23 protein-coding genes are annotated in these 22,361 nt (G+C 52.2%); 13 read left to right on the forward strand and 10 right to left on the reverse strand.

Translation table 11 applies throughout. The annotated features are described in order from the left end of the window. Nucleotides 1-618 precede the first annotated feature (618 nt). Entirely contained in the window at nt 619-987 is a 369-nt protein-coding gene (locus tag Q31b_RS29480; RefSeq protein ID WP_315860382.1) for a DUF1289 domain-containing protein, read from the reverse strand. Between the two features lie 6 nt (nt 988-993). On the opposite strand from Q31b_RS29480, the gene Q31b_RS06745 reads away from it, so the two are divergent. Next, on the forward strand, nt 994-1,815 hold the full coding sequence (locus Q31b_RS06745) for a 3-deoxy-manno-octulosonate cytidylyltransferase (protein ID WP_231617363.1): 822 nt from the start codon (nt 994-996) through the stop codon (nt 1,813-1,815). 424 nt (nt 1,816-2,239) lie between these two features. Beyond that, nucleotides 2,240-2,590, forward strand: coding sequence for a hypothetical protein (locus Q31b_RS06750; protein ID WP_146598935.1), 351 nt, complete (start codon nt 2,240-2,242; stop codon nt 2,588-2,590). Here Q31b_RS06750 and Q31b_RS29610 read toward each other — a convergent pair. From Q31b_RS29610 to Q31b_RS06760, 3 genes are all read right to left on the reverse strand, one after another. Next, nucleotides 2,502-2,891: a DUF6444 domain-containing protein gene (locus Q31b_RS29610; protein ID WP_390622310.1), complete on the reverse strand. Its 390-nt coding sequence runs from the start codon at nt 2,889-2,891 to the stop codon at nt 2,502-2,504. The two genes, Q31b_RS06750 and Q31b_RS29610, sit on opposite strands and share 89 nt — an antisense overlap. 169 nt (nt 2,892-3,060) lie before the next feature. Continuing rightward, a complete protein-coding gene (locus Q31b_RS06755; protein ID WP_146598936.1) occupies nt 3,061-3,345 on the reverse strand; it encodes a hypothetical protein in 285 nt (94 codons plus the stop codon). A 173-nt stretch (nt 3,346-3,518) separates the two neighbouring features. Continuing rightward, the gene (locus tag Q31b_RS06760; RefSeq protein WP_197171080.1) at nt 3,519-4,049 is read right to left on the reverse strand and encodes a DUF1559 family PulG-like putative transporter; all 531 of its coding nucleotides are present in this window, start codon (nt 4,047-4,049) and stop codon (nt 3,519-3,521) included. Between the two features lie 48 nt (nt 4,050-4,097). Here Q31b_RS06760 and Q31b_RS27985 point away from each other — a divergent pair, with 48 nt between their 5' ends. The 5 genes from Q31b_RS27985 (at nt 4,098) to Q31b_RS06780 (ending at nt 9,002) form a co-directional block, all read left to right on the forward strand. Further along, complete coding sequence (locus Q31b_RS27985; RefSeq protein WP_197171082.1) at nt 4,098-4,250, forward strand: hypothetical protein; 153 nt, start codon at nt 4,098-4,100, stop codon at nt 4,248-4,250. Nucleotides 4,251-4,479: 229 nt separating this feature from the next. Continuing rightward, nucleotides 4,480-5,637, forward strand: coding sequence for a glycosyltransferase family 4 protein (locus Q31b_RS06765; protein WP_146598938.1), 1,158 nt, complete (start codon nt 4,480-4,482; stop codon nt 5,635-5,637). A 125-nt stretch (nt 5,638-5,762) separates the two neighbouring features. Continuing rightward, nucleotides 5,763-6,860 carry a hypothetical protein gene (locus Q31b_RS06770; protein ID WP_146598939.1) on the forward strand — a complete coding sequence of 366 codons (1,098 nt, stop codon included), beginning with the start codon at nt 5,763-5,765 and terminating at the stop codon, nt 6,858-6,860. A gap of 139 nt (nt 6,861-6,999) precedes the next feature. Beyond that, nucleotides 7,000-7,953, forward strand: a complete 954-nt coding sequence (locus Q31b_RS06775; RefSeq protein WP_146598940.1) for a serine/threonine-protein kinase — start codon at nt 7,000-7,002, stop codon at nt 7,951-7,953. 77 nt (nt 7,954-8,030) lie between these two features. Next, nucleotides 8,031-9,002: an acetyl-CoA carboxylase carboxyltransferase subunit alpha gene (locus tag Q31b_RS06780; protein ID WP_146598941.1), complete on the forward strand. Its 972-nt coding sequence runs from the start codon at nt 8,031-8,033 to the stop codon at nt 9,000-9,002. A gap of 300 nt (nt 9,003-9,302) precedes the next feature. Here Q31b_RS06780 and Q31b_RS06785 read toward each other — a convergent pair whose 3' ends face one another. Next, complete coding sequence (locus Q31b_RS06785) at nt 9,303-9,968, reverse strand: CvpA family protein (RefSeq protein WP_146598942.1); 666 nt, start codon at nt 9,966-9,968, stop codon at nt 9,303-9,305. Nucleotides 9,969-10,172: 204 nt separating this feature from the next. Between Q31b_RS06785 and Q31b_RS06790 the strand changes: the two genes are divergently transcribed. Continuing rightward, nucleotides 10,173-10,901, forward strand: a complete 729-nt coding sequence (locus Q31b_RS06790) for a metal-dependent hydrolase (RefSeq protein WP_197171084.1) — start codon at nt 10,173-10,175, stop codon at nt 10,899-10,901. 153 nt (nt 10,902-11,054) lie between these two features. Here the strand turns inward: Q31b_RS06790 and dtd are convergent, their stop codons facing one another. Beyond that, nucleotides 11,055-11,501, reverse strand: coding sequence for a D-aminoacyl-tRNA deacylase (dtd, locus tag Q31b_RS06795; RefSeq protein ID WP_146598944.1), 447 nt, complete (start codon nt 11,499-11,501; stop codon nt 11,055-11,057). Nucleotides 11,502-11,853: 352 nt separating this feature from the next. On the opposite strand from dtd, the gene Q31b_RS06800 reads away from it, so the two are divergent. From Q31b_RS06800 to Q31b_RS06810, 3 genes are all read left to right on the forward strand, one after another. Next, nucleotides 11,854-13,707, forward strand: coding sequence for an FAD-dependent oxidoreductase (locus tag Q31b_RS06800; protein WP_231617364.1), 1,854 nt, complete (start codon nt 11,854-11,856; stop codon nt 13,705-13,707). Continuing rightward, nucleotides 13,707-14,687 carry a hypothetical protein gene (locus Q31b_RS06805; protein WP_146598945.1) on the forward strand — a complete coding sequence of 327 codons (981 nt, stop codon included), beginning with the start codon at nt 13,707-13,709 and terminating at the stop codon, nt 14,685-14,687. The genes Q31b_RS06800 and Q31b_RS06805 overlap by 1 nt, the downstream gene beginning before the upstream one ends. 275 nt (nt 14,688-14,962) lie before the next feature. Further along, nucleotides 14,963-15,865 (forward strand): DUF1559 family PulG-like putative transporter, encoded by a 903-nt coding sequence (locus Q31b_RS06810; protein WP_146598946.1) that lies wholly within the window; start codon nt 14,963-14,965, stop codon nt 15,863-15,865. Between the two features lie 102 nt (nt 15,866-15,967). On the opposite strand, the gene Q31b_RS06815 is transcribed toward Q31b_RS06810, so the two are convergent. From Q31b_RS06815 to Q31b_RS27990, 4 genes are all read right to left on the reverse strand, one after another. Continuing rightward, a complete protein-coding gene (locus Q31b_RS06815; RefSeq protein ID WP_197171086.1) occupies nt 15,968-17,803 on the reverse strand; it encodes a bifunctional alpha/beta hydrolase/class I SAM-dependent methyltransferase in 1,836 nt (611 codons plus the stop codon). Then, nucleotides 17,790-18,443, reverse strand: coding sequence for a CDP-alcohol phosphatidyltransferase family protein (locus Q31b_RS06820; RefSeq protein WP_146598947.1), 654 nt, complete (start codon nt 18,441-18,443; stop codon nt 17,790-17,792). The genes Q31b_RS06815 and Q31b_RS06820 overlap by 14 nt, the downstream gene beginning before the upstream one ends. After that, entirely contained in the window at nt 18,443-19,789 is a 1,347-nt protein-coding gene (locus Q31b_RS06825) for a phosphatase PAP2/dual specificity phosphatase family protein (protein WP_146598948.1), read from the reverse strand. The genes Q31b_RS06820 and Q31b_RS06825 overlap by 1 nt, the downstream gene beginning before the upstream one ends. Nucleotides 19,790-19,889: 100 nt before the next feature. Continuing rightward, a complete protein-coding gene (locus tag Q31b_RS27990) occupies nt 19,890-20,315 on the reverse strand; it encodes a hypothetical protein (RefSeq protein ID WP_197171088.1) in 426 nt (141 codons plus the stop codon). A 259-nt stretch (nt 20,316-20,574) separates the two neighbouring features. Between Q31b_RS27990 and Q31b_RS06835 the strand changes: the two genes are divergently transcribed. Next, entirely contained in the window at nt 20,575-21,543 is a 969-nt protein-coding gene (locus Q31b_RS06835; RefSeq protein ID WP_146598949.1) for a phosphatidate cytidylyltransferase, read from the forward strand. A gap of 134 nt (nt 21,544-21,677) precedes the next feature. Then, a complete protein-coding gene (locus tag Q31b_RS06840) occupies nt 21,678-22,328 on the forward strand; it encodes a lysophospholipid acyltransferase family protein (RefSeq protein WP_146598950.1) in 651 nt (216 codons plus the stop codon). Nucleotides 22,329-22,361: the final 33 nt, after the last annotated feature.

The raw sequence follows: 22,361 nt of genomic DNA on the forward strand, positions 1-22,361 counted from the left end.
AGCACACCAGTAGCCGAGTCTCTCCGAGACTCGTTCACCACTAAACAAACATTTTCACCGAAAGAAGCACACCAGTAGCCGAGTCTCTCCGAGACTCGTTCACCAACAAACAAACATTTTCGCCGAAAGAAGCACACCAGTAGCCGAGTCTCTCCGAGACTCGTTCACCAATAAACAAACATTTTCGCGGAGTGTACCGATCCGGACGCAGGGGCAGCTGGAGTCGCAGCCTTGTTTTCAGGCTCCACCGCAGAATGAGTGGGTTCGGCTCGTGCCAGGTAAGGTTTTGAAAGCATGGCAGGGCAAAAAGAATATTCATCTAGAAATTTCAACCCATTGGGTCGTTAGAAAGGATACGATCTAGTTGCCCAGCCAAACGGAGGTGGTCTCGAATAGCGTGGACTCAAGAAAAACGGAGAGAGTTTCACAGGGGTGTTTTTCCTGCTTCCGTCCGGCATATCTGGGCGGAGCAAGAGGTGGCAGCTACCATGAACGCAAAATCCCACGCTCGCCCCATCCCAAGAGGGGCATGGAACGGACCGTTATTGATTCAGCTGGAGTCAAAAGAACGCAGGCCACTTCTTTGAGGAGCTTGAATTGCGGCTTGGCAAAACCGCCTTAAGTCTCATTGCACTCGGGTTTACTAGACATCCGGCGTTGTGTCGATTGCTTGACAATCCGGCGTTTTTCCAACTCACTCGCGCTCGACCAGCGACCAATTTCACGACCGCTGCGGTAGCATCCAGTACAAATCTGGTTGGCATTCAACGCGCACTCGCCTACACAAGGCGACGGCGTTGCTTCTGTTTTCGGATCCGCTTCTCGCAAAATCGTTTCAGCCTTGGTTATTGGACTCAAAATACGCTCTCCAAGTTCTCCGCTGGAGGCACCGTTATACGGAGCAATACCCTTGCAGGGCAGGGGAACAGGCCAGACAATCGGCGTTCTTGGTGAAACGGCCAACCATTCGACTTGCCCAGATCGCAACCCAATATGAACAATCGCTGCATGATCGTGATCCCCGCGCGTTTGGGATCGACTCGATTTTCAGAAAAACTGCTGCGTCGGGCAGGAAACAAATCCGTTTTGCAGTATACGTTTGAAGCGGCAAAATTGGCGAAAGCGGCCGAACAGGTTGTGATTGCCGTCGATGATGCAAAACTATTTGAAGAAGCGAGTCGGTTTGGTGGGCATGCGGTAATGACGAGCGTGGACTGCCCAAGTGGCACCGACCGGATCGCCGAAGTCGCCAACACTTTCCCCGACATCGGCATCTTCGTCAACGTTCAAGGTGACGAACCCGAGATTGATCCAGCGACCATCGATTTGGTTACCCGCACTCTGATCCACAATCCCTGGGCCGACATCGCCACCGTTGCCGCCCCGATTCGCGAAGCAGATCGGCTCGACGATCCAAATTGTGTAAAAGTCGTCGTCGCGGGCGTTCCAAAATCAGCGGACCAAGCCGATGAGCTGAGACCCGCCGACGCGATAGCGAACGGGACAGGGCAGGGCAGGGCGGTTTACTTTAGTCGCTCGTCGGTGCCTCATCTTCGAGGCGGTGTGACCGAGCAAGCCCTTACGTCGGAGCCTCCATTGTTTTGGCATCACCTCGGCCTCTATGCCTACCGGCGGGAATTTTTGCAGTGGTTCTCCAATCAACCACCGAGTGTCCTTGAGCAAACCGAACGACTCGAACAACTACGCGCGATCGAAGCTGGGAAACAAATCGTTATCGCGCGAGTCGAATCCGCTGTCGCCGGAATCGATACGCAAGAAGATTTCGAAGCTTTCAAAAAACGAGTTCGAGCCTGAACTTCTCGGCAAGTTAGGCGTTAACCAGTTTAGAGATAGGCAAAAGATGACCGGCAAAAGAAAAGAATGGTGTAGTGTCCTTGTTTCGCATTCATTAGCTTGATGAGCGGATAAACCATTCATCTCCTTTTTTGCCTTACATCGATTGCCTGAACACCTGGGTCGACATCGATGCTATTGTTTTACCTCTCTTGAAACTGGATTTTTCGGTCGCGACAGTGATTCATCACCAAGTCCTTTCGTAAACGCAGGGCCCCTATTCGTTGCACTGGGGATTTATCGCATCCAGAGCCAATCCCGAATGGCAGGCCCTCTGTTGATGTAACACATACGGGGATAGATTAAAGCCCCACCACACCAGGGGGTATGCCGTCGTCCGCTACATTGTCTCTTTCGAAAGATGTTGCATAAGCGAAGAGGTGAAATGAGATCACAAAAACCGAGGGAGATTCTGCATTCCAAACGCGGGAACCTTCAGTACCTGGAGCATTGCCGTGTGCTCGTCAAGGAAGGGCGTGTGCTATTCTTGCAGGAAGAACGAGCACGGCTGCAATTCTGGTTCGATGAAACCAAGCGATTGCAGGTCGCGAAGTTCTTTCAGTCAAAACGAATCGAATTCCTGCGGATGGTTTGGAGTAAGGATCGCCGCTTGATCGAATTCGGTTTTGACATTGAGGAGATGAGACTCAGTCGATCCATCGATGCACATGCCGAGTGGCCGGTGTTTCGGGAAGCTCGACATGCTGAACAACATGAAAATTTCCCGTCGGGGTGAGCCCCAGACGCAGGATCTCCGAAGCAATGATTTCATAGTCGAAGGTTTCGTCAACACGATCAGGCGGCAGCGGTTCTCTAAGTTGTTGCTGATGTCCGGGCTGAGCACCTTTTCGTGGCTTCCTTGGTCGTCCAGGCTTCTTTTTAGGTTTTGGCTTAGCGATGTCACTCGAAGGAGGTTTGGAAGAGGTCGAGGAATCTTTGTTTGCTTTGGCCAAGGCAAGCTCAAGCTCGGTAACCCGCTTTATGAGCGTAGCAACGAGTTCTTCGAGTTCCTTGATTCGCGCGTCCTTTTTGTCCATGCACAGACAATACAAAATTCACTCAGCGGAATCACGATCCATTCTTGCGTCCAATGCAAACAAATGCCCGAATCTTGCCAACGAATGGATTAAGATTATGAGTAAGGTTAGGATTAAGAATGCTCGTTCAGGGCCGAAGGCCGTGAACGGCTACGAAAAAACAGGGGCATCAGCCTAAACCGAGTTGGAGAAGCCAATTGGATGATTTGTGGACCGATCGGTCAGACAACCTTCGCCGCCACTTCGGAATCATTGCAGGCTGTCCGTCAACTGGGCTTGGCAATTCAGGGTATCGGCACCAAAGGTCTTTTGCGGTCGCTGGGAACAAGTCAGCGTAGTCTGAAAATGCAGGGCAATAGAGCGTTGCTTGGTTTTCTTCCGCAGCAGCTATCAAGTGCGAAATCAACCGCAACCGATTGCCAAGTTGGCCATATTTCTGAGTCAATACGATCATGGGAGCTATAGGTGACGAAGGGAATTGTTCGATTACCAAAGCACTTCTACAACATCTACTGGATTTGGGAAAAAAGAGATTGAGTCGAAAACATTATGAAATATGAAACCTGTGAATCGCATTTCCGGTTCGCGTGATGGTCCTCTTCAATTTCAAGGCCATTTTACCGTTGTTTAATGTGGAATTTGGTCATCTTCGTCGTGCGAGGCTCGCGTTCCCATCTCGCCCCAAACACCGTACGGGCTCTTGCTGCCGGGGGCGAGTCGACCGTGCATTCCTAGCCGAACGCTGCCACTATACATGTCACCACTTTCAATCGCGTCGGACACGAATCGGGTGGAGCCATCGGCCATCAATACATACACGCCCCCTGGGTGACCACTGCTCGGCGGAGCGATCGCGGCACCATCGACCGAATCGCCTTCTACGAGGAGTGACCAGTTCGGCGGCGCAATTGTAGTAAAGCCGGTGAAGACGGTGTGCCCATCTGCCCAACGCAAACCGCGATGTTCGTCGGCTTTGGTTGGCATGATCGGCGGGCCATCGGTGATCTCAACACCTTGACGAGAATCACTTGGGCAACGAAAAACCGCAAGGTCCGTGATCCACGGTGGATACTCCATCGCAACGGATTGCCAAAGTACGCGGTCGCGTGTCTCCGCCGACAACTGGCTCTTTCGTAACTGCGTCAAGACAACAAGCATATTGGGCGCCCCCATCGACTGGAGGTCAACGATGCCTGAGATCAAAACATGCTGTGTGATGACACCTATGATCTCGTTAATATCACCCGACGTGAGTTGCAGGTTATTATCCTACCGCTGAGACATCCGCCAGTCTACCAAGTTTGTTTGGGGTCGATGAATGTGGATCTGATGCAGCAGTTGGAGAAGGCGTCCAAATAGCAGAGCAGGGCAGGGCGGTGTTAAATAATCAACGGGGCGGACAAGTATCGGTTCATAAGGTAGACTGCCGACTTACTGAAATTTTAGATCGTCAGTGCTTCGCCAAACTCGTACCTTAGGGTAGTCGACCTCGTGAAAGATCCTTCCGCATGGGGATCTTTCACAAGATCCACGACCGAAACTCTTCTTTTTCCTGACGAAGCACTAGGCGGAAACGAGGAGTTGTATCTTGCGAGTTTGTCATATCATCACCCGAATGATTATCGGCGGTGCGCAGGAGAATACACTGCTGAATTGTCTCGATTTGATTCGCGACTATGGCGACGACGTCTTATTGGTGACTGGCCCCGAGGTCGGGCCGGAAGGTGACTTGTTGAGCCAGGGCAGGGCAGGGGAGTTGCCGATTACGAAGCTCGATAACCTGCGCCGATCGATTCATCCGATTCGGGATTACAAGGGTTACCAGGAGCTCCGCCGAACGATTCGCGACTTTCGACCGGATGTCGTGCACACGCATAGTGCCAAAGGTGGGATACTCGGACGCGCGGCGGCGTTTCGCGAACAGGTTCCCGTCATCGTCCATAGCGTCCATGGTGCTCCCTTTCATCCGTATCAATCCGCGCTGGTGCGACAAACCTATCGCCAGTGCGAAACGTGGGCCGCTCGGCGCTGTCATCATCTAATCAGCGTGGCCGACGCGATGACGGATTTGCTTGTTGACGCCGACGTTGCCCCTCGCGAAAAATTCACGACGATCTATAGCGGCATGGATGTGGAACCATTCTTAAAAGCCAACGACCATCGAACGGAAGTTCGCAACCGCTTCGGGTTGAAGGACGAGCACATTGTGATTGGAAAAATCGCTAGGCTGTTCCATTTAAAAGGTCACGATGATCTGATCTCGGCTGCGGCCCAAGTCGTCAAAGAGATTCCTGAAGTGCGGTTCTTGTTGGTTGGCGACGGCATCCTTCGAAAACAGCTCAGCGAGCGAATCGATGCTCTTGGAATGAAAGAACATTTCCTATTTTCGGGTCTCGTTCCGCCGAGTGAAGTGCCTACGATGATCGGTGCGATGGACGCTTTGGTTCATACTTCGTACCGCGAAGGCTTGGCACGAGCGTTACCGCAAGCCTTGATCGCGGGCCGTCCAATCATCAGCTACGATATCGACGGAGCCCGTGAAGTGGCGATATCGGGGGAGACGGGATTCTTGATTCCGCCAGGGGACATTGCGGAACTATCGACCGCCATGATCCGTTTAGCTGGCGATGAACCGTTGCGGCAAAAGATGGGCAGGGTAGGGCGGGAACGATTTACGGACCAGTTCCGGCATCAGACGATGACCCGCCGAATTCGGCAGCTTTATCATTCTTTGTCCGAAGTTTGAATGACCCGTTCGCGAGATGGTGCCGCAAGGAATGTTTTGCTTGAGGCGGCATGTTAAACTAATGGTTGCCGATCGCGACCGTAGCAATGACGACTTAAGAAACCTCTCATTCGGACAAAAAAGAGATGTTGAAGATCAATCGTTTCCCTCGAACGACAATCGGTGCCGTGCTGATTGGACTTATGTGTGTTCTGTGGGGCTGGTCAAAGAAGCGAACCGTGGCCGAGGATGATCTCCAGACGGCGAACACCCAACAATTGATGGTGTCCAGTCTGTTAACGCTGGGAGCCTCTGGCGATCCAAATGATGAAAAAATGCTCGCTGGCCTGCTGACTCTCCTTCGCGGCGCAATCGATGTCGAAGTCTATCCGCCAGTTCAGCCTAGGGAGACACAGCCGGTTGGGCTTATTGGCGGATGGGTTATGGCGTCGGTTCTTACCGTTGGCCACCAACAACCGCAAAGGCTAGACCGATGGATTGAAGCTTTGGAACAGTGGTCGCCTAAGTTTCCGCCCGACTACTCCCCCGGCTGGGAATTCAGCCATGTGTTATCGCAAGGCGAACGCAGCAAGATCGTCGCCAAACACAAGGCTTCGGTGTTAGACCAACTGCGGCGTATTCGACGCACCGCTTGTACTCCCGACGAAGCTAAGCTGGCAAACGAGATTAATAAATTGAAGCAGGAGCGTGAACAGACTTGGCAAGAACAGTCACTCGCAGAACGCTACAATGACGATCAAAAGGCTGCTCAGCTAGCGAGCCGAAAAAACGAATTGAATACATTACTCAAGCAACGACAGATGAAGTACGCGGATCTTCGCTTTCATCGTCTCAAATTCGCGCGCTGGCATGCCGCAGCAGAGCTTGACGCTCAAGAGTTCTTTGATGACCCGCTTGTCGTCCGACTCTGTCGAGCGATCGAAGCCGATGATATCGCTGCGATGACGAAGGCCATTGACGATGGGGCGAACATCAACGCCTTGGGGAAGTATGGTGTTACTCCGCTTTTCTGGTCACTACCTGACAATCGACTCAATCGGTTTGAACTTCTGATCCTTCATGGCGCAGATCCAACCATTCGTATCGACGTGAATTGGATGAAGGACTGGAAGCACTTGAACTCCGGCAGGACTCGAAAAATGCTTGCGCAGAGTAGACCGAAGTGGGCAGGGCAGGGCGGAAGCAATTTTAGAAACCAGTTCCGGCACCAAACGATGACCTGACGAATACGGGAGCGTTATCGTCGTTGAATGTCCTACCTTTCAACCTAACCGGTTTATCCAGTATGATAGGGAGGAACTGCGACTTTCCTCGCGACATGAATGCGCGACATGAATTCCACCGAAGCCCCGTGAATCCCTGATGACAAAAACTCGCGATTTCCTTGGTCCCTATCGATTGACCCGGCTCATTCGGGCGGGTAGTACCTGTGACGTCTGGGAAGCGATCGAAGAAAATGACCAGAAGCGGTTTGCTCTTAAACTCCTCAAGCCGAATTCTCGTGATAACAAAAATGAAATTGCGGCGTTGAAACACGAGTACGCAGTTGCGTCCGATTTGAACAGTCCACGAATCATCCGATTCTACGATTTCCGAATCGAGTCGGGCACTCCGTTTGTTGTCATGGAGTTGTTTAGCGAATTGAACATGAAGCAAGCGCTTCGTCGGGGTCCTGAATCGTTGGCCTACATGCTAGACAAGATCATCACCCAAGCGGCTGAGGGGTTGTACTTCATGCACACCAAGAATTGGTTGCACTTGGACGTCAAGCCGGACAACTTCTTGGTGAGTCGTGATGGGGAGGTAAAGCTAATTGACTTCAACATTGCCGAAAAGAAGAAGACGGGACTCACCAAGTTGTTCCACAGTTCAAAGATGGCAAAGGGGACACGTAGCTACATGTCGCCTGAACAGATCCGCCGCAAGGTCTGTGACGAACGCAGCGACATCTATTCGTTTGGCTGCGTGCTGTACGAAGTTTGCACGGGCAAGCCGCCATTCACTGGCAACACGCCCAATGATCTACTCAACCAACATTTGACAGCATCGATCCCCAGTCCAATTGTCCACAACAGCAATGTTAGTAAAGATTTCGCCGATCTCATCCGCAAGATGATGGCTAAGAAAGCGGATAGTCGTCCCGCATCGATGTGGGAGTTTTTGAAACAGATTCGCACGATCGAACTCTTTAAAAAACGCCCCCGCATGCCGGAGGTTAGCGTCTTTGACAACATGCCCGGAATTCGCGGAGCCGATGATTTGCTTCGCAAAGATGGCGGAGTGGATAACGAAAATGATGACGAGCCAACTTCGTAGTGGATCTTGTTAAAGATCCCATGCGGCAACCCAACCAAACGTCCTTAGAACCATCAACGGCAAAAGAAAAGAAACGAATGAGCGCTGGCCCAGGATTAGAATTCGAGTACGAGATTGCAGAACTAGAAAATAGTATCGCGAGCTTGGAACGACAGACGGAACGGACCGACGAAGTCGACAAAGAAATCCGTTCGCTGAAAAAGCAATGGCTCGACAAGGTTCGTGATGTCTACGGATCACTGAACGCTTGGCAAACCGTGCAAGTGGCTAGACACAAAAACCGGCCGTATACCCGTGACTATCTCAACTTGGCGTTTGACGAGTTCGTCGAACTTCACGGCGACAAGCATTTCGGTGACGACCGTGCAATGCTATCGGGCTTCGCCAAACTGGACCGTTTCAAAGTCATGGTCCTCGGTCACCAGAAAGGCCGCACCTTCAAAGAGCGCGCGGCTTGCCATTTTGGATGCGCTCATCCCGAAGGCTATCGCAAAGCGATGACAAAAATGCGATTGGCCGAAAAGTATAAAATGCCACTCATCTGTTTCATCGACACCCCTGGAGCCTATCCAGGAATCGGAGCCGAAGAACGCGGTCAAGCGCAGGTGATTGCCGAAAGTATGTTTATGATGAGTCGTCTGAAGACGCCGGTCGTGTGCATTGTGATTGGCGAAGGCGGCTCGGGTGGCGCGCTCGGGATTGGCCTGGGCGACCGTGTGGCGGTCTTGCAACACGCTTACTACAGCGTCATCAGTCCCGAGGGCTGTGCGGGGATTCTATGGAAGAGTCACGAACACGCTCCCAAAGCGGCTGCCGCGCTAAGGTTCACAAGCGTTGACCTGAAACGCTTCGGCGTTGTCGACGATGTGATCGAAGAACCCCTTGGCGGAGCCCACCGCGATCATCACCAGATGGCATCGCGGATCAAGAGTTATCTGTCACGAACGTTGTCCGATCTAGAGACACTACCGGTCGACGAATTGGTCAACCAACGCTACGAGAAGTTCCGTCGCATCGGCGTCTTCTTGGACACCGCTGCAGTCGGCTGAGTTTCGCTCCGTGCTCCGTGCAGATGGCGAATGGTGCAGATGGCGAACCGAGGCCTTCCACAACAAGCAACAACAAACGGAAATCGCCTCAAACAGGGTGGAAATCGACCGCCCCGCAACGTCCGATAATGCCTCTTATGTTGTATTAAGTCTATCGTTTTCCCCGTATAACAGCGTTTTCCACATTTGGCGGTCGCTCTGCCCTCCGAGCGATCACTCCAAGCTCTGCTCTCCGAGCGATCACTCCAACAAGATGCGTCGAGCGAGATGCGTCGAGCGGCAAAAGCCTGGACTCTAGCTTTATGGTTCGCTGCGAAAGCCGACTCGGGCGGAGGGCTCGGAGGGCTCGCTCCAAAACGAATCGGGCAGAAACTCGCCAGCTCGTTCTTGGACGAATTGGCCGCCGATCTGTTCGACTTGCTCCAACGGGCTTTCCGAGCCACCTTGATTGCCCGAATTGAATTTGTCTTCGAATCGATCCAAATACGGCTGGACGATCTCTTGAATCTCGGGCGGAATCATCGATTCGGTGCGAGCTAGCGTATTGGCGATATAATTGCCACTTTTGCTCTCGACGATCTTTTCGCGAGCGGTATTGCCCATCAAGGTGACCGCAAACAACGTGATCAAAATACAGTACAAAGCCCCCTTGGCCAAACCAAACAGAGCACCGATTTGACGATCGAACTCGCGTAATCGCAATCGATCGATCGATCCGCTCACCATCCGAAAAGCGACCCAAATCACAAGCGACGTGCCGACATACAGAATGAGCATCGCCAAAAACCGATTCCAGGGCGGCTCCGCTTGAATCGATTGACTGAACGGTTCACGAAAATGATAGGCGACCAGATAGCTAACCACGATCGACGCGATCGATGCCAATTGCCAGGCGAAGCCTTTGATAGCACCAAACAGCATCGCGCCGACGAGTACGACCAACATGACAATATCGTAAATTTCCACTGATCAGCTTCCATGCAAAACGAGGGAACGGGAGAGGGCGGTTTTCGTGGAGTGTAGCGAAACGGGCTTGTGGAGCGAAGACCATTTTAGGCCACAAAATCAACGTGGCGATGAATGCCAAAAATTGCGTACAAGTAAGCATTCTGGTCCAATTTTCCACATGCAATCCCCTGCCCTTCGGCCAACTTTGGCCGACCCATTTTCGTGGCTGACTTCAAAACACACATTACCGGCAGCACGATCGTGGGCGTCGTCTACGGATATTGGGGTGCGTCTACGCAGGGCATGTCGATCGAAAGTGCGATCCTGGCAGGCGGGCTTTGTAGCGTTAGTGGGATGTTGCCGGATCTCGATTCCGACTCGGGAATCCCGCTTCGTGAAACCAGTATGTTTTGCGCGGCAGTCGTCCCGATGTTGATGCTCCATCGATTTCGTGATCTCGAGTTGTCACATGAAGCGATGGCGTTAGCGGCCATGATGATCTACATCGGCATCCGCTTCGTCCTTGTCGAATTTTTCAAACGCTACACGGTTCACCGCGGGATGTGGCACAGCATCCCCGCAGCAGCCATCGCAGGCTTGCTGGCGTATCTGGCCATGCCCAGTCAAAGCGAAGCGGTTCGCGTCTACAAGAGCCTGGCCGTCGTCGTCGGATTCATCGTCCATCTGTCGCTCGATGAAATCTGGAGCCTTGATTTCAAGGGAGGTCGATTTCGGTTGAAGAAGAGCTTTGGAACGGCACTCAAGTTTTTCGGCAACAAGCCGCTGGCGAACATCTCCGTCTATGCCAAGTTGGCTTTGCTCATCTACTTGGCATCGGGCGATCACGATATCGGACATCGAATTCGTCAGCGAGCTAGGTTAGACGAGCCGTACATCGCCGCTCCGAGAGGCGAACCTTTGCCGTGGGACAAATGGTTGCCTTGGAGATAGGCAACGGTTGGAACCCAGCGTTTTGTCAATCTTTAATTTTAGAGTAGTGGACGAGGTAACGAGTCCTTTTGGACCGCTGTGCAGTAAGGGACTCGTAACCTCGTCCACTACGACACACTCCAAACTTTGTAGCTTGCGATCGAACCGACGCCATTAGCTTGGCACTCGATCGATCACCAAGGTTACGGGACCGTCATTGGTTAATCGGACTTGCATATCGGCAGCAAAAATGCCTTGTTCAACACGCACACCTAAATCTCGCAGGCATTGCATGTAGTCTTCATACCGTTCACTAGCGATCTGCGGTTCTGCCGCATCGGTAAACCCAGGCCGCCGGCCTTTGCGACAATCCCCCAACAGCGTGAATTGGCTAATGGCTAGAACCGATCCACCGATATCCAATAGCGATCGGTTCATCTTGCCATCGTCATCGGGAAAGATACGTAGGCTCGCCGTCTTCTCCGCCAACCACTTTACTTCGGCGAGCGTGTCGCCATGGCCGACTCCGACAAGCACCATCAGACCTCGATCAATTTCCCCAACCGCCCTGCCCTGCACTTCCACCTTGGCCTGAGAAACTCGTTGGATCACAATTCGCATCGGCTAATCTCGGATAGAAGTTGTTAGGAGTATGGACAAAAAATGGTGAGACAAAAAGTTTGTGTCTTAGGCTAATATGTCATTAGGACCGAGCCAAGAGTGTAGCGAAATGGAATCCGGTTTCCCACGCAACCATTTTTGTCTAAGCATTTTTTTCGTCTGCCCTGCCCTGCCTTGTTCGCTGTCACTCGAATTCGGTGCATGAATGCTGAGCTATCGAATCAGGAAATTGATGACCAACGGCGAATGCGTTTTCCAAGAAACGGAATTTCATTCGTCCAAAATCCCGAAAATCGGTTCTTGAGTTATGGTAGACTGGACTTAAAGAGAACCTCAATAATAAGGCATTGATGTGACAGACAAGTACAGCGAAATCCTTCAATCGAACAATCGCCGAAGCTTCCTACGTGTCATTGGAGGGATCGGCTTTACCTCCGTTTTGGCTCCTGGTTATGCCATGCCGAAAAGCCGAGAGTACTCATCGGGAATTCTAGTAGAAGCAAATGCGTTCAAAAATCTTGGCGGCTGGAAACTTGACACTCAGCATTACCAACAAATGGGCGGCTGTTATTTGTTGGCCCACGGAATGGGCGTTCCGGTCGCCAATGCGTCGACCGATGTCACAATCAATGAGCCGGGAACTTGGCATGTGTGGGTGAGGACGAGGGATTGGTGTCCTGGCGATTGGGAATCGCCGGGTCGATTCAAAGTGCATGTTGACGGTCGGCCGCTGGAACCGACTTTCGGAACGCACAGCAAGTCTTGGTCATGGCAATCTGGTGGTTCTGTCGAGATTGCAAATGCCGGTAGTATCACGATTCGTTTGGAAGATTTAACTGGATTCGATGGCAGGTGTGACGCGATATTCTTATCAAAAGTGGCTGATCCCTCGCTCCCCAATGATGATCTCGTCGATTTGGCTTACTGGAAAGACGAACTGTCAGGTCGAATGAAGACGAAGATCAAGGAAGACTCGTTTGACGTCGTTATCGTCGGGGGCGGCATGTCGGGTTGCGCAGCGGCGTTGGCAGCGAGGTCTCGTGGATTGAAGGTCGCTTTAATTCAAGACCGTCCCATTTTTGGAGGGAACGCCAGCGAAGAAATTCGCGTGCATACCTTGGGTCTTCACGGCCCCAGTTCGGACATTTTGAAAGGGATCGACACCGAGCATTATCCAAACGGAGATGCGTTGGCGATCAAAGATCAGAGCAAGCGAGAGCGTACGATGGCCGCATCGGGCGTCGACTTGTTTGCCGGCTACATCGCTTGCGGGTTATCGAAAGAGGACGATCGAATTGAAAGTGTCGAAGCCAGAAGCATTCAAACGGGTATGATCCGGCGTTTCTCAGCTCCGGTTTTTATCGATGCGACGGGCGATGGTTGGTTGGGCTATTGGGCAGGAGCCGATTATCGCGAAGGTCGCGAAGCGTACTCGGAGTTTGATGAAGAGTGGCCTAAACATGGTGATCTTTGGAGTCCTGGTAAGGCTGACAAACGGGTGATGGGCACCTCCGTTCTTTGGAACGCAGAGCGAACGGATCAGCGTCAAGAGTTTCCCGAAGTTCCTTGGGCGATGCCGGTTGCCAAAGACCATGTGGCGACCGCAGGCGAGTGGTATTGGGAATATTCAGACAATCATCTCGATCAAGTTAAGGATGCCGAACAAATTCGCGATCATGTGCTGCGGGCCATTTACGGTTCCTTTTCCAACGCAAAGAGGCACCCCAAGCATGTCACTTGGAAATTGAAGTGGGTTTCTTACGTTGGAGGCAAAAGAGAATCGCGGCGGTTGATGGGTGATTACATCTACACGATGAAAGACGCTAGCGAACGCCGGCAATTTGCGGATGCTGTCGTCGTTGAAAAACGATCGATCGATAGTCACTATCAACGTAAATTAACGGGATCACCGGTCGACTTTCTATCGGAAGCATTGTTCTACAATCCAGGTGGAAATTACTTCGTTCCGTTTCGTTGCCTCTATTCCAGGGATATTGCGAACCTGATGATGGCGGGGCGATGTTTTAGCTGCTCTCACATCGGTTTGGCTGGCCCACGTGTCATGAACACTTGCGCTCAAATGGGGGTTGCCACTGGCTTCGCCGCCAGTTTATGCAAGGAACACGGTGCGACGCCGCGAGAAATCGGAGCCGATCATATCGCCGAACTGCGAGCCTTGATAGGTTTTGGAAATTCATCTACCTGATGCGTCATTTCGTCAACATCGGGCTGCTCCTCGCATTCATCACATTGGTTGCGACTGGTGTGATGGCATTTTTCTTGCCGTTTTCGATCGTGACCACGCGGACTCATGTGGTATCGGGCTTACTCGTATTCGTGTTGGTTGCGATGCACGTGGCGACAAGAATCCCTTACTTCCAAACGGCACTGCGTTTGAAAATACGAGGCTTCTCTTGGCAGCACTTGGTGATCTTGGTTTCTTTGTGGGGAGCGGTGACTGGATTGTCTGTTTTGGGATGGTCGCCTGCTACTTGGTTGATGGAGAACAGCTACGAGGCTCGCTACCGCAAACAGATCTTTCGGGCGTCATCGCTGGCGGGCTTCGGTCAGCCATCTCCACATAGCCTAGTGATTGCGAGAAATTCGAAGCAGGCGAATGATGGTGAATTGTCCGTTCTACTATCTTTCGTGGAATCGTTGGATGAAATTCCATCCCTAGCTGTCTGGGCGGAATCGACCGCGGGTACGATGATCGAAACTCTCTTTTTGCAAGACAAGCTAGCCTACCGTGAAGAGTTGGATTGGCATGGAAAGCTGGTGCGTCGCAACCACATTTTGCCAATTTGGCGGCATCGTTACACGGTTGTATCCGGAGTTTCGCCCGATGGTGAAGTCGACGGAACTAGTGGTGCGACCGACACACACGCTTTCGCTCTGGATAAATACCTAGTGTCAAATCAAGGCAACCGTTTCGTGATCTGCGTCGAATTAAACATGCCTTCGGATTCAAACGAGGACTGGCCAGACCCTGAACTTGGTCAGCCTTCGCTGCTGTATACAGCTCTCGTGGACGTGGATCGCGATAGTCCTCACGCGATCATCGAGTTGACCGGGCATGGCGGCGACGCCGAGCAGGACGGTCATGTCCGCTATGATCTCGACCGTGTTACCACTGCGAAAGACGTGGTCGATCTATTTATCGTAAAGTTGCAGAAAATTCCATGAGCTTTTTGCTCTATCTAGAGGCATGATCGGCGAGAAGCTTTCGCAGTTCATCGAGAGTAGCTATCGGTTCACCCGACAATTGCTGAAGCAACTGAAATATCGGTCCAACGCTTCTTTCCAGGGACTGTCGTATTCAGTCATATCATCCTCGCTTACAATCGAGTTGTGACTACTGCTACCTTAGCACAAATCGCCACAAGTTGCGGTGAATCCGCCATCGGGTAGGATATTGGCAGTTCTTCCGTGCGACATTCCTTTTAGCATTTTCTTCCCCAATGCCATACCTCTTCACTTGTCCTCATTGCCAGACAAAAACGCAGGTCGAAGACCGATACAGTGGTCTTCGCGGTGAATGTGTGACTTGCGGTGAACCCATCGAAATTCCCGCTTTCGCAAAACAACCGACGAATTCGCCTCCAGCGAACCCGCAAACAAAGCAACTCGGCACATTGGCAGTCGCAGGCGTCGTTCTTGTACTGCTATTATGCTTTCTCTATGCTGTCGTCCGGCAAGGCAGTCAAACCGTTAGCCAATTGCAAACCAATCGAATGCGAGCGGCCTCGATAAGAAATCTGGAAAAGATTGCGGAAGCGTTAAACGCATACGCAGCCGACCATGGGACCTACCCGCCTGCCTACACGAAAAACAATGCTGGCCAACCGCTGCAATCTTGGCGAGTTTTGATTCTACCCTACCTGGGCGAAGAAGAAATCTACGAATCGATCAACCAAAACCTTGCTTGGGATGAACCCGATAACATTACGGCAGCCTACAATACGATCCCGTCCGTTTATCGGCATCCAGGAAATGGGACCGGCCAAACCTTTAGCGAGAGTGCCTATTTCCTGGTTACTGGTCCAGGCACATTGTTTCCAAACACGGGGCCATTGGCACTAAGCAATATTACGGACGACTTGACAAAGACGCTGCTGGTCGTCGAAGGTGCTCCGCGTATGATGAACAATCTTTGGACCGAGCCGGTGGACATTGACATGACCTTGCTACAAGGAGTCGGTGGAACAAAGAATGACATCGGAGGACTGCTCGAAGGAGGAGCAGCGGTCGCGACAGTGGATGGACGTGGTCATTTCATCGACGAAAATATACCTCTGCCGACCCTGCGGGCGTTAATTTCACCACGAGGCGGCGAACCGCTCGCGGATGACACCCTCGATTGATAAAAGTGGCGTAAGCTTCTAGCTTGCGTTTCATCCCTCACAAATCAGGGTTTGGGTTTTATCGAATCGCGATCTCGAAGCTTGCCCCACCCTGCCCTGCCCTTACCTAACGCATTCATTCCCGACTTGCGTACGCGTCGCTAACGCGACACTAAAGATCCCCCACTTGTCGATTCGCAGTTCTTGACGTTCCAAACCTGCCTCTCGAACGAGTGCGTCCATCTCAAATTGGCTGCGGCATCGCATCACCCATGGATCTCCGTCTCGGTTCGGTAAGACCCTGGCAATCATTTCCTGTTGAGGGTGCCAAGGCTGATCCGTATACAGCAGGAATCCTTCGTCGGCGAGTACACTGGCAATCCCCGCCAACGATTGCTCAATCGGTGCATTCTCTGGAAACAGTTCATACAGTCCGCTGACAATCGCGATATTGACTACTGAATCCCCTGCCGCTCGTTTGATCGCTTCGGGATCGAACGCATCACTTTGTTTGAACTCGATTCGATCGCTGAGTCCTAAGCTTTTCGCCAACGCTTTTCCTTCCTCTAAACCGCCGCGATCACGGTCGCATAAAATCGCTCGAATGGGCAGCGACTTGTTTCGCCCGATCGTCTCGATCACATAGCGACCGGGGCCAGCGGCAATGTCCAAGATCGTGATTTCTCCCTCGCGTTCGGCCACTTGAGCGATCGCTTTGTCGAGCAATTCTTCCATGTGAACCTTGCGTCCACGAATACCCCGCCAGCCAATCGAGTTGAGATAGTTTCGGTCGACCCATCGTCCCAGCGGCGTCGTGCCTTCCGCTCGATTTCGATAAACATGATCGAGTGATTGCCCGGAATCAAACCCGCTTTCCCAACCAATCTTCACCCCCCGACTCAAACGTCCAGCGGTGGTCAAGCCAATCCGTTGAGCAGCGAAGAGAACACGTCGAACAAGGGATGCCGGCTGTTGAAGCGAAGCGTATTTCGCCTTCGATCCTTGCGACAATTCATTGCTACCCAGCTTCGGATTCGTCGATTCAAAGCGTTCGTTCAGAAATGCTGCGGTACGTTGGATGATCGGTGCACGATCTTTTTCCCAGAACGTACTGTGGTAGAACTTCGGCAACGTCTCAATATGTTTCTCCGTCGATGACAATCGATCGAAGAACCGATGTTGTACATCTTGGCGAACCACATAGTCACGCCCGGAAACAAACATCAGCGTCGGAGTTGAAATTGCAGCTGCATCATCGACAAGCCGTGTTGAAGTATCGTGGAGATCCAACAAGATATTCACGGCGATCTGTGGCGAGATGAGCGGATCGTTCGCATACGCATCCGCTTGACGCTCATCATGGGTCAACATACTGGGACGAACATAGCTTTGAATAAAGCTCTTTGGGCGTACTTTTTTCAAAACCCGAAGTGCGGGAATCGCAAGTGGAACATACAATTTAATACGGAATGCGGGAGTCGCCAAAACCATGGCTCGGATAGGCGGTGCATAGTCGTGGATCCATGCTGCGGCCAAGACGGCACCGACACTTTGACCAACGACGGCGATGTTGGCCAAGTCAAGTTCATATAAACGGCAAAGGTATTTGGCAAACTCATCCGCATCGCGGACGATTCGCGAAAAGCTTTCCGCCGCCCCACGCTCACCTGCCGTTCGCCCGTGCCCTCTGCAGTCCCATGCAAAGAACCAGCAGTCTTCCATTTTGCTCGTATCGACGAAGTCTTGCCAACGCCCGGAATGCTCGTGGCCTCGATGAAACAGAATTACCGCATTTTTCGATTGCGTTTTCGGATGCCAAGCTCGAAAAAAAATGGTTTGCCCATCGCTGGTGACAAACGATGACTCGATTGATTCACGCGAACTTGGCCGAGAAGGAATGGGGAGTGCGGGTTGTGCTTGATCGGTTTCTGTCATGGCATCGTCTTTAGTGAGGGTCATCAGTTCTCGTTTCCAGTTCGAGGTTCGTTGTGGCGGATGGATGAGAAACTAGAGACCGCCAAGCTCGGTTAATGACGGTCCAACCAGCCAAAAAGATGAGAGCACTCAAGTAAAAGCTTGTTACAGGTGGGCGAATCCACTGGAATGCCAACAGCACTGCGAGCAAGCCAACCCAAAACGCTCGATCGCTTTTCCCCATCGGCCCTGCGTATTGGCGAGGCCGATCGATTTGAATGGCGACCACACCCACAAACTCGACCACAATCGAACTGATAACAAAAATCACGATCGCGGTGGCGTTTACCGAAGGCACTAAGGCGAGCGGCAGGTACAAGGTGATGTCGCTTAGGACGTCGCCGAGCTCGTTGAGCACGGCCCCCAGGCGGCTTTTCTGGTTGAACTCACGAGCCAACATTCCATCGATCGCATTGAGGGCCATCCGCACTAGCAGAGCAATCGGTATCAGCAGCAACGGCCACGGTTTCGACGGCCAAACTCCGATGCAAACACCGGTAGCGACCGACAACAATAGAGCCGCGATTGTTACCTGGTTCGCGGTCGTTCCTGCAGCCGCCAACCTCCTAACCATTGGACGAAGCAGGTCTTGGAACTTCGGTTTCAGATCGTAGACGCTAGCCATCAGTATTCCCTATTTGTTGCAAACCAGTGATCGAGTGCTAGTCGGATTTCAGGACGGATGACAATCGGAGGCCGAGCGATGCGAAGTTTTCTTATCGCATCATCGACAGATGTCGCGTGCCCGCAATGTAGCATCCACGCGGCAACGATGCATGCGCTTCGCGAATATCCGGCTTTACAATGAACCAGTACTTGGCCGTCTCGGCGATGTTCATCAATGAATGCAATCGCCGCAGCTATTTGTTCCTCGTTCGGTGCCGTTAGGTCGAGCACAGGGAGCGACAAGTAGTTCAATTTCGCGAATGCATCAGGCTGGCTGAACGCATTGCACAAACCGACGACCGCCGTGACTCCCGACGCCGCCAACAGCTTCGCCTCGGTATTCGTCGCGTGCCGGCCAATCAAAACATTGCCGCCAACCGAATCGGTGATGTTGGATTGATGCGAATAGTATTTCCACGAAAGCCATTGACCCCACAAAACAGGGGCGAGCACGGTGCGAGCGGACCAAGTGAGCATACCGTGACGGCGACGGTAGACGGCGGGGCCGAAAAAGGCATAGCCGCTAGCGACCAACCCCGTGGAAACCGCTGGCCAAACCGTAATCCAACCAAGTTTAGGAAGCCAAAACACCGGGAGTACCAACGCGATGCTGATAGAGGCGTAAAGCATTGCCAAACGGCGTCCGTCCGTCTTCGGAAGCCGCCAAGGTAGACCGTCAATCGCATACATGACCAACACCGCCAAAACAAAGCCGCCCACGACATCAATGAAATGGTGTTGATACAAGAGCAATGTTGAGCAGCCAATCAGGAAGAACCAGAAATTCATTGCCCAACGCAAATAGGATCGACAATGTTTGCCGTAGTGAGCCGCCAGAACGGTACGCAGCGCAATGTGCATCGACGGGCACAGATTGTAAGGACGATCCATCGAAACGAACCCATTGTAGATCGTTCCAAAGAATCCTTCGGCATGGGGTCTTTCCACGGCAAGTTGTAAAGGAAAGATTACAAAACAAACCGCGGCAATCATCACAATTGCAGACAACCGCCATGCTAGACGCTGAAGCTCACTCTTGGTGTGACACAAAAACGGCGCCGCAAAGAAGAACAAGTCGATCGACATGTAGGGAATGATCATGATGGGAACGAACGGAATGTATCGTTCCCAGTCGTATCGCCATGTGCCGACGTCGGTTCGCAAACTGCTAAAATAGCCCGCTCCCCCATAAAAGACAAAAAACAAAACCGAAGTGAAGATGGCGACAATGGCGGCTTGTCGAGGTGAAACGCGTGTCGGTGATACACACTGAGCGAGCGATGAGGGTTTAGTGGTTCGACTCAAGGTTCTAAGCCAATCGGTTACGTTTAACCGCGTGCCCAGCGGGGCAAGCGTAAAAAAGATGACGCCGTCGAGTCAAAAGAGCCCACAGGTCCCCCCCGCGTCACGCGGAAAATGGACACTTCTCAGGAAACGCCACCGCCGATTGCTGCCAAGCATCCCAAAAAGACGGCAATCTCGTACTCGTACTCGTACTCAGCCTTCGGCGGTGCTCGTACTCGTGCTCGAAGTGTCGTGAGCGTCCGAGTAGGATTACGAGTAGGATTACGAGTACGATTACGAGTAGGAGTACGAGCACGAGTAGGAGTACGAGCACGAGTAGGAGTACGAGCACGAGTACGAGCACGAGCACGAGCACGAGCACGAGCACGAGTAGGAGTAGGAGTAGGAGTAGGAGTAGGAGTAGGAGTAGGAGTAGGAGTAGGAGTACGAGTACGAGTACGAGTACGAGCACGAGCACGAGCACGAGCACGAGCACGAGTACGAGCACGAGTACGAGCACGAGCACGAGCACGAGTACGAGCACCATTTCAATGAGTCGAAGGACGAGTACGACTTTTTTTACTCGTCTTGGTGGCGATTAGCGAGAAGTGTCGAAAAAGGTCCTAAAGAAAACGGATCGCAGTTCCGCACGCCCGCCAGGCTCTTGGTAAACTGATCCAAGCTTTCGACTCCTTCTAGCTCATTCGATCCTAGCGGAAGTCGCCAAGTCGTTCGGATTTTCGGAGGACCACAAGTCGGCACGAAACTCTTGACGCTTTTCCGCTACAAACTCACAGTGATTCGCCATGCTACTGAGTCCAGAAGTCCGCTATACCATTCTATGCGTTTTCGCTGCGTTGGGCGTTGCCAGCGTTGTGTCGATTGTCGCTGGTCGAGTCTACCGGGACCGTGATTTCACCGAACTTCGCAACCGGATCCGTACGTGGTGGACAATCGTCGGCTTGTTTTCCTTCGCATTGTTTTGGTCACAAGCGGCGGCGATCCTTTTTTTTGCATTCGTCAGTTTTTTGGCTCTCAAAGAGTTTTTGTCGATGGTACCGACCCGGCGTGCCGATCGGCGAGTTCTGTTCTATGCCTATATGGCGGTAATAGTGCAGTACTACTTTGCCGTGCATGCGTGGTACGGAATGTTCATCACCTTCATCCCAGTTCTCATGTTCGTTTGGTTACCAACCCGGATGTTAATGATTGGGCAAACGGATGGATTCTTGCGAGCTGCAGGTACGCTCCATTGGGCACTGATGATCACCGTCTTTAGTCTGTCGCATGCGGCTTACCTGCTTGTCTTCGAGGCTGGTCCCGCTCCACGAGTTGATGGTAGTTATCCTTCGGAGTTGGGAGCGAGTTATCCAGGTGCCGGGTTACTGCTATTCCTGATTCTGATAACGGAGCTCAACGACATTTTTCAATACATGTGGGGAAAAACACTTGGCCGTCACAAAGTGGCTCCCAACATCAGCCCAGGAAAAACCTACGAAGGCTTGCTTGGTGGTGTGGGAACGACGATCTTATTTGCCAGTTTGCTGGGCCCACGCTTAACCCTGATGGATGTTAGCCACTCACTTGTCGCGGGGCTGATCATTGCCGTCGCCGGTTTTGCAGGTGACTTGAGCATGTCGGCATTGAAACGCGACTTGAAAATCAAGGATTTCGGTGCCACCTTGCCTGGTCATGGCGGTGTTTTGGATCGCGTGGATTCTCTTGTGTTTACCGCGCCACTTTTCTTCCATTTCATTTACTACACTTATGGTTAGGCTTTGCCTGAAAAGGGGTCGTGCCTGAAAAGGGGTCGGACCCTCTCCAGACGAGCCGAAAACAACAAAAAAAGAGTGTCCTCCAAAGGGTCAGCCCCCTTTTTCAGACAAAGCCTAATCGAGGCGATTGACCAATGAACTCAGTTCTACGCCCCCTGTTTTTTGCAATTGTCGTTCGTCCATTGATGATCATCCTCTTAGGAACGAACGTTCGTCGGCATGAGTTACTACCTGATCATGGCCCCGCTTTGATTGTCGCGAATCACAACAGTCATTTGGACGTGTTTGCGCTCATGAACATTTTGGGATTAAGACGCTTGTCATCGGTGCGTCCGGTTGCAGCAGCGGACTATTTTATGACGCGTCCTCTCCGGCGTTGGTTTGCGACACGCATCGTTGGTATCATTCCAATTGATCGCAACAATGTTCGGCGTGATCGAAACAGCAAGCATCCGCTCGAACCGATTTCCGAAGTCCTGCGGCAAGGAGGCATTGTCTTGCTTTTCCCCGAAGGAACACGCGGAGAGCCAGAGCGATTGGAGGCATTTCAAGCTGGCGTCGCCCACCTTGCCCGACGGCATCCCGAGGTTCCCATCACCCCCGTTTTTATGCATGGACTCGGAAAAGCGTTGCCCAAAGGCGAGGCGATTCTCGTACCATTTTTCTGTGACGTATTCATCGGCCAACCGCTCGATTCTAGCTTGCCCAAAAAAGCGTTCATGGAACAATTGTGTGATCGGTTTGATCGTTTATCGAAGGAGCAACCGCCGAAAGAATGGATCTAGAGCATTTTGATTTTTGACGTGGCTGGGGCTTCC

This window comes from Novipirellula aureliae, from assembly GCF_007860185.1.
GTDB classification, from domain to species: domain Bacteria; phylum Planctomycetota; class Planctomycetia; order Pirellulales; family Pirellulaceae; genus Novipirellula_A; species Novipirellula_A aureliae.